General features: G+C 58.8%; 15 protein-coding genes. 3 read left to right on the top strand and 12 right to left on the bottom strand.

Annotation, left to right across the window (positions count from 1 at the left end; all coding sequences use genetic code 11):
* Positions 1 to 59: 59 nt before the first annotated feature.
* The 4 genes from yidC to rpmH all read right to left on the bottom strand — a co-directional run bounded on the left by yidC (position 60) and on the right by rpmH (position 2714).
* The gene (gene yidC, locus AC3WLT_RS04525; RefSeq protein ID WP_492590721.1) at positions 60 to 1718 is read right to left on the bottom strand and encodes a membrane protein insertase YidC; all 1659 of its coding nucleotides are present in this window, start codon (positions 1716 to 1718) and stop codon (positions 60 to 62) included.
* Positions 1719 to 1748: 30 nt separating this feature from the next.
* Complete coding sequence (yidD, locus tag AC3WLT_RS04520) at positions 1749 to 1979, bottom strand: membrane protein insertion efficiency factor YidD (protein WP_492590821.1); 231 nt, start codon at positions 1977 to 1979, stop codon at positions 1749 to 1751.
* A gap of 97 nt (positions 1980 to 2076) precedes the next feature.
* Positions 2077 to 2556, bottom strand: coding sequence for a ribonuclease P protein component (locus AC3WLT_RS04515; RefSeq protein ID WP_492590720.1), 480 nt, complete (start codon positions 2554 to 2556; stop codon positions 2077 to 2079).
* A gap of 23 nt (positions 2557 to 2579) precedes the next feature.
* Positions 2580 to 2714: a 50S ribosomal protein L34 gene (gene rpmH / locus AC3WLT_RS04510; RefSeq protein ID WP_004198824.1), complete on the bottom strand. Its 135-nt coding sequence runs from the start codon at positions 2712 to 2714 to the stop codon at positions 2580 to 2582.
* Between the two features lie 384 nt (positions 2715 to 3098).
* Here rpmH and dnaA point away from each other — a divergent pair, with 384 nt between their 5' ends.
* The 3 genes from dnaA (at position 3099) to gyrB (ending at position 8589) form a co-directional block, all read left to right on the top strand.
* Positions 3099 to 4679 carry a chromosomal replication initiator protein DnaA gene (gene dnaA / locus AC3WLT_RS04505; protein WP_492590719.1) on the top strand — a complete coding sequence of 527 codons (1581 nt, stop codon included), beginning with the start codon at positions 3099 to 3101 and terminating at the stop codon, positions 4677 to 4679.
* 220 nt (positions 4680 to 4899) lie between these two features.
* Positions 4900 to 6003 carry a DNA polymerase III subunit beta gene (gene dnaN / locus AC3WLT_RS04500; protein ID WP_028197661.1) on the top strand — a complete coding sequence of 368 codons (1104 nt, stop codon included), beginning with the start codon at positions 4900 to 4902 and terminating at the stop codon, positions 6001 to 6003.
* 114 nt (positions 6004 to 6117) lie between these two features.
* Entirely contained in the window at positions 6118 to 8589 is a 2472-nt protein-coding gene (gyrB, locus tag AC3WLT_RS04495; RefSeq protein ID WP_492590718.1) for a DNA topoisomerase (ATP-hydrolyzing) subunit B, read from the top strand.
* Between the two features lie 204 nt (positions 8590 to 8793).
* On the opposite strand, the gene tnpB is transcribed toward gyrB, so the two are convergent.
* From tnpB to AC3WLT_RS04455, 8 genes are all read right to left on the bottom strand, one after another.
* Positions 8794 to 9006, bottom strand: a complete 213-nt coding sequence (gene tnpB, locus AC3WLT_RS04490) for an IS66 family insertion sequence element accessory protein TnpB (RefSeq protein ID WP_492590717.1) — start codon at positions 9004 to 9006, stop codon at positions 8794 to 8796.
* Positions 9000 to 9416: an IS66 family insertion sequence element accessory protein TnpA gene (gene tnpA / locus AC3WLT_RS04485; RefSeq protein WP_492590716.1), complete on the bottom strand. Its 417-nt coding sequence runs from the start codon at positions 9414 to 9416 to the stop codon at positions 9000 to 9002. The genes tnpB and tnpA overlap by 7 nt, the downstream gene beginning before the upstream one ends.
* Positions 9417 to 9589: 173 nt before the next feature.
* Complete coding sequence (locus AC3WLT_RS04480; RefSeq protein ID WP_492590820.1) at positions 9590 to 9847, bottom strand: PAAR domain-containing protein; 258 nt, start codon at positions 9845 to 9847, stop codon at positions 9590 to 9592.
* Between the two features lie 73 nt (positions 9848 to 9920).
* Positions 9921 to 10526: a hypothetical protein gene (locus AC3WLT_RS04475; RefSeq protein WP_492590715.1), complete on the bottom strand. Its 606-nt coding sequence runs from the start codon at positions 10524 to 10526 to the stop codon at positions 9921 to 9923.
* A 12-nt stretch (positions 10527 to 10538) separates the two neighbouring features.
* Positions 10539 to 12353, bottom strand: a complete 1815-nt coding sequence (locus tag AC3WLT_RS04470) for a LysM peptidoglycan-binding domain-containing protein (RefSeq protein WP_492590714.1) — start codon at positions 12351 to 12353, stop codon at positions 10539 to 10541.
* 9 nt (positions 12354 to 12362) lie between these two features.
* On the bottom strand, positions 12363 to 12899 hold the full coding sequence (locus tag AC3WLT_RS04465; protein WP_492590713.1) for a hypothetical protein: 537 nt from the start codon (positions 12897 to 12899) through the stop codon (positions 12363 to 12365).
* Positions 12900 to 12902: 3 nt separating this feature from the next.
* Positions 12903 to 15923: a type VI secretion system Vgr family protein gene (locus AC3WLT_RS04460; protein WP_492590712.1), complete on the bottom strand. Its 3021-nt coding sequence runs from the start codon at positions 15921 to 15923 to the stop codon at positions 12903 to 12905.
* Positions 15871 to 16212: a hypothetical protein gene (locus AC3WLT_RS04455; RefSeq protein WP_492590711.1), complete on the bottom strand. Its 342-nt coding sequence runs from the start codon at positions 16210 to 16212 to the stop codon at positions 15871 to 15873. The genes AC3WLT_RS04460 and AC3WLT_RS04455 overlap by 53 nt, the downstream gene beginning before the upstream one ends.
* Between the last annotated feature and the right edge of the window lie 75 nt (positions 16213 to 16287).

Below are 16287 nucleotides of genomic sequence, written 5' to 3'. Positions count from 1 at the left end.
GCTGGCTTCTTCAGTTTCCGACAACCGGCGGGCGCTACTGCCGCCCGCCACTGACATCGTCAGGCCGCTTTCGTCTTCGACTGGCCCATCATCCGCGTGATGTAGTACTGCTGGGCGATCGACAGCACGTTGTTCACGACGTAGTACAGCACGAGACCCGCCGGGAAGAAGAAGAACATGACCGAGAACGCGATCGGCATGAACATCATCATCTTGGCTTGAACCGGGTCCGGCGGCGTCGGGTTCAGCTTGGTCTGCAGGAACATCGAGACGGCCATCAGCACCGGCAGGATGAAGAACGGATCCTGTTGCGACAGATCGTGAATCCACAGAATCCACGGCGCGCCGCGCATTTCCACCGACGACAGCAGCACCCAGTACAGCGAGATGAACACCGGAATCTGGATCACGACCGGCAGACAGCCGCCGAACGGATTGACCTTTTCGGTCTTGTACAGCTCCATCAGCGCGGCGTTCATTTTCTGCGGATCGCCCTTGAAGCGTTCGCGCAGCGCCTGCATGCGCGGCGTGATCGCCTTCATGCGCGCCATCGACTTGTAGCTCGCCGCCGACAGCGGGAAGAACACCGCCTTGATCAACAGCGTGAGCAGCACGATCGCCCAGCCCCAGTTGCCGACATAGCTGTGGATCTTCTCGAGCAGCCAGAAGAGCGGCTTCGCGATGATCGTCACATAGCCGTAGTCCTTCACGAGTTCGAGGCCCGGTGCGACGCCTTCCAGCATGCGCTCTTCTTCAGGACCGGCGAACAGGCGTGCCGCGACGTCGACCGACTGGCCCGGGGCGATCGTCGCCACCGGCTGCTTCACACCGACGCGATACAGCGCCGGATCGATCTTCTCGACGTAAATATCGCGCTTCGCGCCCTGCTGCGGAACCCACGCCGACGCGAAGTAATGCTGCACCATCGCGATCCAGCCGTTGTCGGCCGTGTTCGCGTAGGTTGCCTTGTTCTTGTCGATGTCGCTGAAGTCGATCTTCTGGAAGTGATGCTGATCGGTGTAGACAGCCGGTCCGATGAACGTGTGCGAGAAGCGCGGCGTTTCCACCGGCTGGCTGTCGCGCACCAGTTCCATATAGACCGACGGGCTCACCGGCGCCGTGCCGACGTTCTCGATCTTCGTATCGACGCCGATCACGTAGCTGCCGCGCGTGAACGTGTAGGTCTTGATGACCTTCACGCCACCCTTGACCGGCGACTCGAAGCTGATCTGGAACGACTTGGCGTCGCCCGTCAGTTCGTGCGGCTGGTTCGGCACCGGCGTGTAGACGTCGTTATGGTTCGGGAAGTCGCCGCCGAGCAGACCCGTGCGCGCCAGATACGTGTGGTTCGCGGTGCGGTCGAACAGCGTGATCACCAGCTCCGACTGCTTGCCGTCGCCTTGCTTGACGAGCGACAGCTTCGACAGCGTGCCGCCGCGGGTGTCGATCTCGCCGTTATAGACGTCGGTGCTGAACTTGATCAGTTGCGACTGCGTTGCCGCCGGCGCGTTGCCCGGCGCTGCTGCATTGGTGGCCGGCAGATCGGCGGGCTGGGTTCCCGGCGTCGTGGTTCCCGGTTCGGCGCTACCGACGGCCTTGGTCGGCGTGGCGCTCGGGAAGAACATCGACGGGCGTCCGTGGTCGCGTTGCCAGTTGTCGAACAGCATGACCGCTGACATGAAGAAGATGACCCATAGGACGGTGCGTTTGATATCCATGCGTTGTCTCAGTGTCGATGGAACGGCGCGTCAGCGCTTTTCAGAAGTGGGAGGCGGGACGAGATCGATGCCGCCCGCGGAAAACGGGTGGCAGCGGCAAATACGCCTGGCGGCGAGATAAGTCCCGCGCGCGGCGCCATGATACTGGATTGCTTCGCGCGCGTAATCAGAGCAGGAAGGGTAAAAACGGCACCGGTTGCCGAGCATGGGGCTCACGGCAATCTTGTAGAAACGCAGTAAAGCGATGAGTACCGTTTGCATGGCTGGTGCGGCCTGACAGCGCCGCGCAACGTGGAGTACCGGGCGACGCCCGCGCAGCAGCGCTGCCAACGCTGCGGTATGGGCGGTCACTTGAGCGTCATTCCGTCTTGGGCGCTTCCGCGGGCGGCGCCTCGCGACGGACAATTTCGCGCGCTGCCTTGTCGAGCAGCGCCTCGATTTCACTGCGGCACAGCGCCTTCAACGGCGGCGACGAGGCGCTCGGCAAAGCCTTCTTGTCGAAGCGCGTGTGCAAACGCAGCAGCACATCCCAACCGCCGAATTCGGCGCGCCGCAGCCGGAAGGCTTCACGTGCGATTCGACGTACCAGATTACGCGTGGCCGCGCGCGGCGCATACTTCTTGCCGATCACGAGACCCAGGCGAGCGTCTTTGCCGGTGGGCCGGCCGTACACCACGAAGTGCGCGGTGCGGCGCCACGGTCGCAAACGAAAAACGGATGAAAATTCATCCGTTTTTAGCAGCCTCGCGGCTTTGGGGAAGTCGGCTTGCGCTCGCAACGGAACCGAGCCCTGCTGCTGCGCCCCAGCCGTTCCCGCTTCACCGCGGGCTTCGGTCACAGCGCGCAATCCGCTCGCCTGCCTTAGATGGCGAGGCGCTTGCGGCCCTTCGCGCGACGTGCGTTGATGACCTTGCGGCCACCTGCGGTCTTCATGCGAACGCGGAAGCCGTGGGTGCGCTTGCGACGGGTAACTGAAGGTTGGTAAGTACGTTTCATGTTGCTCTCACTTGATCGAAAAATAACCGCGCGATCATCGCTGAAAGCGCAATGGCCGGAGGTTCACTGAATTGGTTTTCGCGGAACCCGCTATTTAAACCGGTTTTCTGTTGGGCGTCAATAGTTTAGCCTGGTTCGGCCGCGGGCCCGGCGCGCTTTGTCAAGTGATCAGTCCCTGTGGATAACTCCCTTTCGGGTCCGATTTGGCGTTAGAATCTCGCCTTACTTTCCAAGAATCCTGCACGCCGCTCCGGCTCGCTTGCCCCGCAAACCCTTGTGGAACAAGCGCCTGGAGCCGTTACGCCTGGCTGCTCAGGGCCTTGTTGCGTGCGCGCGACAGTGGCAGCGGCGAACCGCCGTGCACACCATAACGACAGCAACTCGATGAACGATTTCTGGCAACACTGTTCCGCATTGCTGGAGCGTGAGCTTACGCCCCAGCAGTACGTGACGTGGATCAAACCGTTGGCCCCGGTCGCCTTCGACGCCGCTGCGAACACGCTCAGCATCGCTGCGCCGAACCGCTTCAAGCTCGACTGGGTCAAGAGCCAGTTCTCCGGCCGCATCGCGGATATGGCCCGCGATTTCTGGCACGCACCGGTCGACGTGCAATTCGTGTTGGACCCCAAAGCAGGCATGCGCGCCCCGGCGGCAGCGGCGCCGGGGCGTCCGGTTTTGTCCGCGCCGATGGGCGGCAACATGGCCGTTGCCGCGGTGGACGCAGCGGTGGGCGCCGTGCAAGCGGCGCAGGCCGCTCGCGCCGGCGGCGTCAACGCGGCTGCGCAGCAGAATGCGAACGCCCGCGCATCGGCGGCTGCAGCCGAAGATTCCGCCGACCTCGACCTACCGAGCCTCGACGCCAACGAAGCCGCTGCCGCCCGCCGCACGTGGCGTCCGGGCCAGAGCGTGAGCGCCAACAGCGGCGAAAACGACTCGATGTACGAGCGTTCGAAGCTGAACCCTGTGCTCACCTTCGACAATTTCGTGACCGGTAAGGCCAACCAGCTGGCGCGCGCCGCGGCGATCCAGGTCGCGGACAATCCGGGCATCTCGTACAACCCGCTGTTCCTGTACGGCGGCGTGGGTCTCGGCAAGACCCACCTGATCCACGCGATCGGCAACCAGCTCCTGATGGACAAGGCCGGCGCGCGGATTCGCTACATCCACGCGGAACAATATGTGTCCGACGTGGTGAAGGCGTACCAGCGCAAGGCGTTCGACGACTTCAAGCGCTACTACCACTCGCTCGACCTGCTGCTGATCGACGATATTCAATTTTTCTCAGGCAAGTCGCGCACGCAGGAAGAATTCTTCTATGCGTTCGAGGCGCTGGTCGCGAACAAGGCGCAGGTGATCATCACCAGTGACACGTACCCGAAGGAAATTTCGGGCATCGACGACCGCCTGATCTCGCGCTTCGACTCCGGCCTGACGGTGGCGATCGAGCCGCCCGAACTGGAAATGCGCGTCGCGATTCTGATGCGCAAGGCGCAATCGGAGTTCGTGAGCCTGAACGAAGACGTCGCGTTCTTCGTCGCGAAACATTTGCGCTCGAACGTGCGTGAGCTCGAAGGCGCGCTGCGCAAGATTCTCGCGTACTCGAAGTTCCACGGCCGCGAAATCACCATCGAACTGACGAAAGAAGCGCTGAAAGACCTGCTGACGGTGCAAAACCGGCAGATTTCCGTGGAAAACATCCAGAAGACGGTGGCCGACTTCTACAGCATCAAAGTGGCCGACATGTATTCGAAGAAGCGTCCGGCGAACATCGCGCGGCCGCGGCAGATCGCGATGTATCTGGCGAAGGAACTGACGCAGAAAAGTTTGCCCGAAATCGGCGAATTGTTCGGTGGGCGCGATCACACCACGGTGCTGCACGCGGTGCGCAAGATTGCCGACGAGCGCAGCAAGGACGCGCAACTGAACCACGAACTGCACGTGCTGGAGCAGACCCTGAAGGGCTAAGCGGCCCGGACGGAAAAATCGACCTGTTTATTTCCAAACTCGCCCCCATTTTAGTGAGGCGGTTCCGTTTTCAGGCACAATACAGGTTTAACCGCCCGGCGGCCGCGGGCGGATTTCACGCCGTGACAGGCGCTGCGTGGCGCCGGCGGGGAGCCACGGCTTGCGTGCTGGAAAGCTGCCTGGCAAGGCGCGCAGGCCGTCATATCAACGAAGGAACTCTATGCAACTGGTCAAGACCGAACGCGATAACCTCCTCAGGCCGCTGCAAACCGTGAGCGGCATCGTCGAACGCCGCCATACGTTGCCGATCCTCGCCAATTTGCTGATTACCAAGAACGGCCCGGACGTGTCGTTCCTGTCGACCGACCTCGAGTTGCAGATCACCACGCGCGCGGATTTCGGCGTGGGCGGCGATTCGGTCGCCACCACCGTGGCAGCAAGAAAGCTCCTCGACATTCTGCGCGCCATGCCCGACGGGCAGGTCACGCTCACGCTGAACGACAAGCGTTTGACCGTGCAATCCGGCAAGAGCCGCTTTGCGCTGCAAACCCTGGCGGCCGACGAGTTCCCGACCGTCGCTCAGGCTAAAGACTACGGCGCGAACCTGGTGGTTCCCCAAAAGACGTTCCGCCAGCTGCTCGGCATGGTCCATTTCTCGATGGCCCAGCAAGACATCCGCTACTACCTGAACGGCATGCTGCTGGTGGTGGACGGCGACCAGCTGATGGCGGTCGCGACCGACGGCCACCGTCTGGCGTTCTCGTCGATGAAGATCGAAGGCTCGTTCGCGCGCCAGGAAGTGATCATTCCGCGCAAGACGATTCTGGAACTGCAGCGCCTGCTGGAAGACATCGACGACACGCTGAAGATCGACATCGCGCCCACGCAGGTGAAGTTCACTTTCGGCCAGGTGGAACTGGTGTCGAAGCTGGTGGAAGGCAAATTCCCCGACTTCCAGCGCGTGATTCCGAAGTCGCACAAGAATCAGTTCGTGATCGGCCGTGAAGAACTGCAGCGTTCGCTGCAACGCGCCGCAATTCTGACCTCGGACAAATTCAAGGGCGTGCGCTGCATCATCGAGCCGGGCCAGTTGAAGATCATGTCGACCAACGCCGATCAGGAAGAGGCGCAGGAAGAACTGGAAATCGCATACGACGGCGACAGCGTCGATATCGGGTTCAACGTCACGTATCTGCTCGACGTGCTCGCGAACCTGAAGGTCGACATGTTGCAAGTGAGCCTGGGCGACGCCAGCTCCAGCGCGTTGATCACGATTCCCGAGAACGACGAATTCAAATACGTCGTGATGCCGATGCGCATCTAACGCGTCCAAAAACCAAGAACACACCAAGGGGCGCAGCGCCCCTTTGGCGTTTTTATGGTGTTTTGAAAAGTCCCGAGCAGCAACCTTGCAGTAACGCAGAACCGGAAAAAATCCATGACTGAACTGAACAATTCGCAACCCGATAACAGCTACGGCGCCTCGTCGATTCAGATCCTCGAAGGTCTGGAGGCGGTGCGCAAGCGTCCCGGGATGTACATCGGGGATACATCGGACGGCACCGGTCTGCATCACCTCGTATTCGAAGTGCTGGACAACTCGATCGACGAAGCGTTGGCCGGGCACTGCAACGATATCCAGGTGATCATCCACGCGGACAACTCGATTTCCATCACCGACAATGGCCGCGGTGTGCCGACCGGTCTCAAGATGGACGACAAGCACGATCCGAAGCGCAGCGCCGCTGAAATCGTGATGACCGAGCTGCACGCCGGCGGCAAGTTCGACCAGAACAGCTACAAGGTGTCCGGCGGCCTGCACGGCGTGGGCGTGTCGTGCGTGAACGCGCTCTCCGCGTGGCTGCGGCTCACGGTGCGCCGCGACGGCAAGAAGCACTTCATGGAGTTTCACCGTGGCGTGCCCCAGAACCGCGTGATCGAAGAGATCGACGGCGTGGCCGTGTCGCCGATTCAGGTGATCGGCGACACCGAGAACCGCGGCACCGAAGTGCACTTCCTGGCTGACGACACGATCTTCGGCAATGTCGAATATCATTACGACATTCTGGCCAAGCGGATTCGCGAACTGTCGTTCCTGAATAACGGCGTGCGGATTCGCCTGACCGACCAACGCAGCGGCAAGGAAGAAGATTTCGCGTTTGTGGGCGGCGTGAAGGGTTTTGTTGAGTACATCAACAAGAACAAGAGCGTGCTGCACCCGAACATTTTCCACATCAGCGGCGAGAAGGACGGCGTGGGCGTGGAAGTGGCGATGCAGTGGAACGACAGCTACAACGAAAACGTGCTGTGCTTCACGAACAACATTCCGCAGCGCGACGGCGGCACGCACCTGACCGGGTTGCGGGCGGCGATGACGCGCGTGTTGAACAAGTACATCAACGATCACGAAGTCGCGAAGAAAGCGAAGGTCGAGACGTCCGGCGATGACATGCGCGAAGGGCTCTCGTGCGTGCTGTCGGTGAAGGTGCCGGAGCCGAAGTTCAGCGCGCAGACCAAGGACAAGCTGGTGTCGTCGGAAGTGCGCGCGCCGGTGGAGGATGTGGTCGCGAAGGCGCTCGAAGAATTCCTGCTGGAAACGCCGAACGACGCGAAGATCATTTGCGGCAAGATTGTTGATGCTGCGCGGGCTCGGGATGCGGCTCGGAAGGCGCGTGAAATGACGCGGCGCAAGGGCGTTCTGGATGGCGTCGGTTTGCCTGGGAAGCTGGCGGATTGTCAGGAGAAGGACCCGGCGAAGTCGGAGATTTATATCGTCGAGGGCGACTCGGCAGGCGGCTCGGCAAAGCAGGGGCGTGACCGGAAGTTTCAGGCGATTTTGCCGCTGCGCGGCAAGGTGCTCAATGTGGAGAAGGCGCGCTATGACAAGCTGCTTTCTTCGGAGCAGATTGTGACTTTGATTACTGCTCTCGGTTGCGGGATCGGCAAGGAAGATTACAACCTGGATAAGCTGCGTTATCACCGCATCATCATCATGACCGATGCTGATGTGGACGGCGCTCACATCCGGACGCTGCTGCTGACGTTCTTCTATCGGCAGATGCCGGACATGATCGAGCGTGGGTATATCTATATTGCGCAGCCGCCGCTGTTCAAGATCAAGGCGGGTAAGGATGAGCGGTATTTGAAGGATGAGGCTGAGGTTAATGCTCACATCCTGAAGCTGGCGTTGCAGGGGTCGGAGCTTTTGGCTTCTGAAAACGCTACGCCGATTACTGGGGATGCGTTGGGTGAGTTGGCTCGGGCTTATTTGCTTGCTCAAGCTGTGGTTAACCGTCTGAGCCGGTTGTATGACGCTGGGGCGCTTGAGGCTGTGATGGATGGGGTTGGGATTGACCTGTCTAGTGAGGAAGCGGCTGAGGGTTCGGCTAAGGCGCTTGAGGCTAAGTTGCGGGATGATGCGTTGAAGCCTGAGGTTAAGGTCACGACGATGTATGACCCGGTGCGGGAGTTGCGCTCGCTGCGCGTCGCTCGGACGCATCATGGTAATCAAAAGATCTCCGTGCTGGATCAGGATTTTCAGCTGACCGCTGATTACCAACAGCTGATCAATACCGCTAATACGTTTAAGGGGTTGATTGGTACGGGTGCGGTGATCAAGCGTGGTGAGCGGAGTATGGCGGTTACCGACTTCAAGAGCGCTATGAAGTGGCTGCTGGCTGATGCTGAACGGAATATTTCCAAGCAGCGGTATAAAGGTCTCGGTGAGATGAACCCTGGGCAGCTTTGGGAGACTACGATGGATCCGACCGTGCGTCGTCTTCTTCGCGTGCAGATTGAGGATGCTATTGCGGCCGACGGCATCTTCACGACGCTCATGGGGGATGATGTGGAGCCGCGGCGGGCGTTTATTGAGTCGAATGCGCTTAGGGCGGGGAATATTGATGTTTGAGGACTCCGTCTGTTTGTGATGTAGCAACCTAAAAATTCTATACACCGTGGAGCGCAGGTCACATTCCTCGTGACCTGTTCCGTGGTAAATTACGCCCTGAACCAATGGGGCTAAACCATATTCGACGGTGCGAAAGAAATCGGACACCTGCTTGCCGTTTGTCTAGTTGTCATCCAGGCCAAAATCGCTGTTGATAAAGCACTATCACGACATCGCGCGTTGAATCAAAAGATCACTGCGATCCCAGTATAGACATTTGACTTTCGAGCGATCCCGGCCGACGAACACGAACAGATTGCCCGAGACAGGGTTCTGGGCAAGCAGCGGTTCGACCAGATATGACAGCCCATCAATCGATTTGCGCATGTCGACCGGCTCACGGCAGATATACGCACGGACATCGGCTGCGATCAGCACCGTGCACCTCCAAGCTGTCCGAGCACGAAACGCACGATGCGCTCGGCATGAGCGCCGGTCAGCTCGATGCGAACACCGGAGAGTGACAACGTCACCCGATCACGTGAAGACGACGGAGCGTCAACCGTCGATGGCGGCGCCTGAATGGCTCGTGTGGTGTCCGGATGGGAAACGATAAATGCCGCGTCTGGCGTGAGTTCGAGCGGACGCGCCTCCGCCCGTGCCTCGCCCGAGAGCTTCTTGCGCCACAGGCCGAAGGTACTGACGGCCAGCCCCCGCTCACGACAGAAACGTCGCGCGCCGAGTCCGCTTGCGGTCCATGCCACGACCATCTCGCGCCAGAATGCCTCGCCTTGCCGAGGGCGTCGGGCGCCCGTCGGTACAGCCGTCTCTCCCGTTGCGTCGTCCATCGCCTTGCTCCGTTGCTACGATGGCTACACCTTCGCACCGGGCTTGCGTGCGTTCAAGACGGGATGCGCTGACGGATACATTGCACCCGATCTGCGCGATCGTCACCGATGCGCGCGCGGGGCAGTCGGACCGGTCGCTGTCGACCGGTCAGGTGACTATGGGGCGATATGCACTATCTAAGACCACCCGTGGGCAGAGACGAAATGAGCGTGCAACCACACTCGCATGCATCACCGTGTTGCGCCACCTCTAAGCCTTTATCGCGGGCTTGCGACGTAGCACGGGCAATATGATTGTCCCCGTGCCTGGGACACGACACAGGATCCCCGATCCTTGCGACGGCCTTCCCCATAAAGAAACAGCTCGCCGAACCACCCAGTACTTCGCCATTCGAACTGGTACGGTCACCAACCCGTATTACTCCCGTCATAATCCCCCCGTCAATTGAGTTGGCACCCGACGTCATCGAATACCATCTTCGCGTGCCAAATCAGCTTCATCAATCAATCGGGAAACATCTCTTCCGTCAGTTTCACCGGCTGGCCATCGACAGAAAATTTATACTGAATGACGTTCTTGTTCTGCAACGATTGAGTGTAAAAGGAGATCGCTCCATCACTAGTGGCAAATTTCTTATCGACTTCTTCGCTGGCGATTTTTCCCGAAACGATAGCAGCGGAATACGGCGACAGAGCAGGGGGCATGCTTAAGTCTTTTACCAACTTGCGCATCCTCGGATTCTGCGCGGACTGATCAACGAGGCTCGCTTCGTAGATATATTTCCAGCCGGTGATCTTCTTGAGGTGATCTGCGATGTCGTTATCCCATTGATATTTTTTCAGCAACTCCGCCAGCGTGATGGACGAGTTCTTGCCGACTTTCACGCAACAAAGAACGCCGTTCTTTGTGCCGGCATCCACCAGTCCGCTGAACACCGTGTCATCAGCAACTTTTCGATCGACAAAAACAATATTGTGGCGCGCCGCATTGGGTCCGCCATGAGCATCGGTGACGGGAAGCTGCTCCCACACGCCAACAATCGGGGTTTGTTGGGCATTCGCAAAATTGCAGAACAAAGCGACAAAAACCGATACTGCGATCCTTCTCATAATTTTCCTCGATTAATGACCCGTGTCAGACCAATGCATATTTTCGTGAGGATAATAGGTCACCCCATAACCATCGCCAACGTGCTTCAGGTCAGCGAATGACCTAAGCTCGACGTCATGGCCTGTCGCATCCTTGACTCGCTTGCCCACGTACCCGGTGATATTCATGTCGACTGCCGCGCCGTAATTATGGCGAGACCGCCCAGGCCTCCCGACGGCTTGCATCGCCGAATTGACATTGATGCCATAGCCTCGGCACATCTCCTTTGCGGCCTTAACCGACGCGTCCAAATCCATACTGCCGTCGGCCTTGCGGTGCACCCAATCTATGTTAACACCCGAATAGGGCGGCACCCGGTCCGGGCTCTCGCGCCCTTTAGCAATTTCAAAGGCATGGAACATCAGGTATGAGCGCTGGATGGGTCGAAGCGCGGCATTGACCCTCACAGAGATGTTTGCGTCGCGCATTGCGCCGATAAACGCGGTTGCCTTGGCCTTGAAAGAGTCGTTCAGCGAACTGAGCGATGCGCTTCCCGGAAACCTGCTGCACCACGCAACGCCACTAGGCTCAAGCGTGGGGGAGCTGACCACGGTCTGGGGATGGCCGTTTGGAGCGTGCTGATGTACAACGCCCGCGGGAGCGGCAGCGCCGGTGGCGGCCGAACCCGCAGGCGCTCCACTGGCTGGCGGATGTGCAGTCGCACTCGATCCACTACTCGCCACGGCGTCGGTGCTGGCCGCCGCCACCTGCGACGTTGCCGCGGGCGGCTTATCTGCCGCGGCGCTCTTCACCGCCGTGCCGCTATCGTGCGTGGCGGAGCCAGTAGTGGATTTGCCAGCCGCGACCGTCGTCTGTGGTTTGGCGCTAGTGCCCTGTGCGTTTGGTTGATCGGCCGGCTGAGATTGAGCATCGCCCGAGGGAACCTTGAGATGCTGGTGCGCGTAAATGTGATTCACATCCTTCATTCCATTTGCGCCGACCATCGCATCAACGGTCGTCCCGTACTTCGTCGCGATCGACGACAGTGTTTCGCCAGGCTGGACAATGTGGATGCGTGGGCGCGCGGATTCATCTTTTGCATGCAGCCGAGGACGCGTGGGGATCAGATGATACGGGGCGTTGAATGTAAAGGCGTTGGACGCCGATGACGTGGAAATCTTCCCTACGTTCTCATGGTCGTCCTGCTCGCGTTTGTAGACAATATTGACATCCTGCCCGAGCAGGCCGTTATAGATCCAGGGGAGCTCGCCGTTGTCATTGGTTTTGGCATCAAAACTGGCGTTCGCGCCTTTGATCTGCATGGCCTGTCCCGCGAAAGGCTGGTTCAGCTTGTCGAGCATCTGAACCTGGACGGGTTTGCCCAGAGGCTTGATCACCCCCGGAACCCAGCCCTCCTTTTGCTCCATCGCCGCCGCCACCGCTTTGAACTTGTCGTCGGGTAAAGAACCGACGACATCAGTGGACGAAACACCGGCCTTCTTTGTCACCAAGCTAATATACCCTTCGGTATCGTTCTCGGATGGCGGTGCATAGATGGTGATCATGCCGCGGATGGTGCTGTCGCCGTAGACGTCTTTAAGCAGCCTCTGGTGTGCCTCCTGACCCGCCGCGCGGTCGGGGAAAATGATGAACAACGATTTTGCATTGCTCGTGCGTTGAGCGTAGCCAATAGCCGACTTCATGACGTAGGCACGCGGCTTGGTCAGGTTCCCGGGATTACTGGTGCGCCACGCAAATGAACCGCCTATGTAGAGCGTTTCATTGCCATCTTCATCGAAGTAGTGAACGGTTCTTTTTTCGCGATCGTAGGTTGCTCTGACGAACATGTGTAGCCTCTACTTCGAGAAGAATTCTTTAGCCAGCGCATCGCCTGCATCCATGTAGGGCGCCTTGCTGGTCGAGGTCTGCTGCAGCTTGAATCGAGCCACATCGAGGCTGCCGTTGAACCGATAAACCTTGAAGATAATCGGTGCAGGCTTTAAATACAGATCGGGCGCGCTACTGCCATTTTTGGTCGCCACAACAGCGTAGAGTGCGCCTGCCGCGCGATACATGGCAACGGCCTGCACGGTTGAGTCCGCGGACTCCACCGTTCTGAATTCGGAAATGCTGCCGTCAGGTTGATCGACCGGTATCTGTAACCAGGCGCCGCCGGATTTTTCCGGGAGGACGTAGCTGGTGAATGTGTCATAGCTGTGAGCCGTCAGCGTGCCGACGTAGCCTTTGATAACTTTTACGGTCATCCCAGTCAGCGCTACATCATTCGCACCGTCCGTCAATTTCAATTCCGCATTCGCAGGGATGGGTTTGGTGTCTGCGCCATAGGCTCCAGAAATACAGAGCGCCAAACACAAGAGTGCGACGATCTTCATGCGTTAGTCCTCGCCATCCAAAATGGCCTGTTTGATTGCCGGGTCATTGAACACGAGATGTTCAATCAGCGAGCGTTGGAATTCGCTCGTTTCCCCATTGGGAAGCGGTGACGAATTCGTGTTGATCGACGATTGAAGCGGCTGTCCGTCCTCGTTCGCTCCCGTGTCGTCGGTGCCATGGGGTTGCTGATTCACAAGTTGAACAAAATCTGGAGATGCTTGGGCCGTATGATCGATCCCGCAACCGCAGTCGTCGTCATTGTGCTCGGTCATGAGCCAGTCACCTTTTTCTCCGAGCAGCACACTTAGGGCTTCGGTATTGGTGTGGTAGACCCGTTGCGTTGCGCCTAATTCATCAATTGTCCCCTTTGCGACTACCGCACCGCTGTCGCTGACAAACTGATAAGGAATGGCGCCCGTTGTACCCATTCGCTCCTGGAGTTGCTTGTCCAGAAAGACTTTCGTGCTGTAGTTAGCGGGAATCTGGCCTGGCCAAAGGTTCTCCGAATCTGATAGCTGCGCGGGTCCTTCCCAATGGAAATTTCCGGACTTGAGCATAATGCTGCCTGGGCAACCCAGTTCGATATTGCCGTTGGCAATCTTCACGTAAGCACCGCCGCTCGTCAGGGTGATGCCCTGTTTCGCTGCGATCGTAATTTGACTTTCGACACTATTCAGCTTGACATCTTGGGCCGCCGACAACGCCAGTTGGGCGTCGGTACTGCGTATCGTCAGATTCTTAAGCGCGCTCAGAGACATTTCGTCGTTCTGTGCCTGGATGTCTACCTTGCCGCTCGACGCGAACATCTTGATTCCAGCCTTTTGAACGAACAGACTGATCTTTTCCACGACGCTCATTACGAGCGATTTCCCGGTAGCAAGATAGGTGTCCTGCCCGCTGATGACATTGATGTGCTGGTCCGCGCCTATGTGAGTCGACTGCGGAGTCGATAGTGCGATGCCCGACGGACTCGCCATCAGCATGATGGGTGTCGAAAATCCGTTGGCGCTACCCGTACCGCCGCCTGCAGTTCGCCCCCCCGTCGAATCGCGTCCAGTCACGCTCCGCTGTGTTGCGTCGGTAAACTTTTTCAGGGCTTCCTGGCCCGTCCGCATGCTTTCGGCCTGACCTGCGACACTCGCCTCGGAAACCGCTTCGATGACGCTTTCCGCATTGATCAACTGCTCGCTTGCCGGCTGAGAACTCAAGGGTTGTCCCGCCGACGTAGGATGCGTCGAAACATACAAACCTTGTCCCGCCCGAATCGCACCGTAAGCATCGGATTTCAGGTCGAAACCGCTGCCGAGAAACCCGCCACGCGCGTTGTCCGAATGCTGGATCAGATAGCCCAAGTGCAGGTGCGAGTTGTAGCTACTCGAGTACAGGTGGACGCGGTTTTGGCCCGTCGCGTCGTCCAACACCAGTTGATTGAAGCCGTTACCGCCATACTCTTTAGACCTATAACCCGACAACAGTCCGTTCGAATGCCACTGCGGTTTCGTCGCGCCGTTATACATGCGAGAGATCACCACGGGCCGGTCGCAATCGCCACTGACGTGATCGATCAGCACCTCTTCTCCCACCCGCGGCATGTGGACCCCGCCATACCCGTCGCCAGCATCCGACTGCGCGACCCGCACCCAGCATGACGCCCGCTCATCTCCGCCGTTCAGACGATCCCAGATGAACTGCACCTTGACCCGGTTCAGATCGTCCGTGTATGCCTCTTCGCCCTGCGGACCTACCACGATCGCCGACTCCAGATGCGTCTGCGGCTTTTTGTGCTCGAACGGACTGCGATACGGCACACTCGTGCGCTGTGCCTCTATTTCCGTCAGATAGAAACCCTCGGAGCCATCCGTGTGCGACACCTTGAACGCGTTACTGCCGTGGCTCAGACGCACTTCCTCTAGCGCGCGCTGCAGGCTATGCGGGAACGCTGCTCCCTGATCACTCACCGGCAGGTTGTTCGCGATCACCCACGCCGTCTCGATCACCGCGAACTCCTTCTGGTTCGCCTGATCCAGATCGTGGTCCGGATGGCCGCTCAAGACAAAGCGCCGCCCGGCGTCGATGCTCCGCACGCCGCCCACACCGTGAAAGCGTTTGGCACGCGACTCCCATTCCTCCATCCGGATCCCGGACAACTGGTTGCCCCGATCTTGCTTTGGATAGGTGTACGCCCCGGTGTACTCGTACACCTCGGTCTGATCCGGCAACGCGCCCTGATTCGGCATCGTCGGCACGCTCGTGCCTTTCGGGTTGAACTGGGTCGACGGGTTTTTGTAGTCAAACGTGCAGGTCGTGAGCATCGCGCTTTGCAGCGTGCGCGTGCCTGACCATTGCGTGAGCGCATCCGTCTCGCTGCGCGTGCCCGCCCGGTAGAACGTCACAGTCTCCGGCGACAGCGCATCGAACGTCTGCAGCCGGTCGGTGATCACCAGCGTATGGGATTTGCCGTCCTGCGCCTGCTGCCAGAACCCGTATAGCCCTTCGGACTCCAGCAACCGGTGCACGAAGTTCCAGTCATCCTCGTCCTGCCGGCAGTACGAACGCAACGGTAGCGGCTTCGAGAGCGCAAACTGGAATAACCCTTGGGCCTGCGGATGCGTATTGAATACATCCGTCACGATATCGTCGACGCTTTTATCCTGCCAGATGCGTTGGTCACGGCGAAATTTCAGGAAGTGCATCCACGACGCGAAGCCGAGCTGGTAACTCGTCAGCCCGCTGTTCGAACCGAGCCGGCGCGCCGTATGCACGTAGCCGTTATGCGGCAGATACGATTTGTCAGCTTGCTGGATCCACAGCGTTACGGGCTGCGCGATAAGCTTCTTGAGCTCGATGCTGCCTGAGGTGGACACTACGTCGATCGTGAACTCGAAGTGCCGGCCGATGCGCGAGCGGCCCACCACAAACTGTGGTACCAGCGTGTTCGCCCCGAGCGTTGTATCCAGTTTTAACAGGCGATCACTTTGCGACAGACCGCCTGTGATTGTGCTGATATAGTCCTGCGCTGCCATACCGCCTCTTTTTATCCAATACGCGCCCCCGCGTTGTCGCGCGATAATACAAAACTTCAGATGAATCCGCCAGCTTTCGAATATCAGCAATTGCAAAGTGGCATTTATTTCCTAAATCCATATATGCGCCCCGCATATCGGTAAATACTGTTAATTCAATCTTCAGTGAGTTTGCCGGCCGGGCAGATAGATTACGATGCGGGGTTTGATGGCTGCGCCGCGAACGCTCAAAGTTAGAGATGGTTCCACGTAACAGGATGGTCGACAGTTGCGGTTCAGTTGTTTTCATCAAAGCTTATCTTATCCATTGCATCGATAAAGTCCTTAACCGCGAACGGCGTAAGCAACAATTGACGTGAAGCGA

The organism is Paraburkholderia sp. FW306-2-2C-D06C, from assembly GCF_058781505.1.
The sequence above is the reverse complement of the archived record's forward strand: the minus strand, read 5'-3'. Positions and strand labels throughout refer to the sequence as shown.

Excerpts from the sequence above, each read along its gene's own strand:
- yidC (WP_492590721.1), bottom strand. The coding sequence starts at position 1,718 with ATGGATATCAAACGCACCGTCCTATGGGTCATCTTCTTCATGTCAGCG.
- yidD (WP_492590821.1), bottom strand. The coding sequence starts at position 1,979 with ATGCAAACGGTACTCATCGCTTTACTGCGTTTCTACAAGATTGCCGTG.
- rpmH (WP_004198824.1), bottom strand. The coding sequence starts at position 2,714 with ATGAAACGTACTTACCAACCTTCAGTTACCCGTCGCAAGCGCACCCAC.
- dnaA (WP_492590719.1), top strand. The coding sequence starts at position 3,099 with ATGAACGATTTCTGGCAACACTGTTCCGCATTGCTGGAGCGTGAGCTT.
- dnaN (WP_028197661.1), top strand. The coding sequence starts at position 4,900 with ATGCAACTGGTCAAGACCGAACGCGATAACCTCCTCAGGCCGCTGCAA.
- gyrB (WP_492590718.1), top strand. The coding sequence starts at position 6,118 with ATGACTGAACTGAACAATTCGCAACCCGATAACAGCTACGGCGCCTCG.
- tnpA (WP_492590716.1), bottom strand. The coding sequence starts at position 9,416 with ATGGACGACGCAACGGGAGAGACGGCTGTACCGACGGGCGCCCGACGC.
- AC3WLT_RS04480 (WP_492590820.1), bottom strand. The coding sequence starts at position 9,847 with ATGACGGGAGTAATACGGGTTGGTGACCGTACCAGTTCGAATGGCGAA.
- AC3WLT_RS04475 (WP_492590715.1), bottom strand. The coding sequence starts at position 10,526 with ATGAGAAGGATCGCAGTATCGGTTTTTGTCGCTTTGTTCTGCAATTTT.
- AC3WLT_RS04470 (WP_492590714.1), bottom strand. The coding sequence starts at position 12,353 with ATGTTCGTCAGAGCAACCTACGATCGCGAAAAAAGAACCGTTCACTAC.
- AC3WLT_RS04465 (WP_492590713.1), bottom strand. The coding sequence starts at position 12,899 with ATGAAGATCGTCGCACTCTTGTGTTTGGCGCTCTGTATTTCTGGAGCC.
- AC3WLT_RS04460 (WP_492590712.1), bottom strand. The coding sequence starts at position 15,923 with ATGGCAGCGCAGGACTATATCAGCACAATCACAGGCGGTCTGTCGCAA.
- AC3WLT_RS04455 (WP_492590711.1), bottom strand. The coding sequence starts at position 16,212 with ATGAAAACAACTGAACCGCAACTGTCGACCATCCTGTTACGTGGAACC.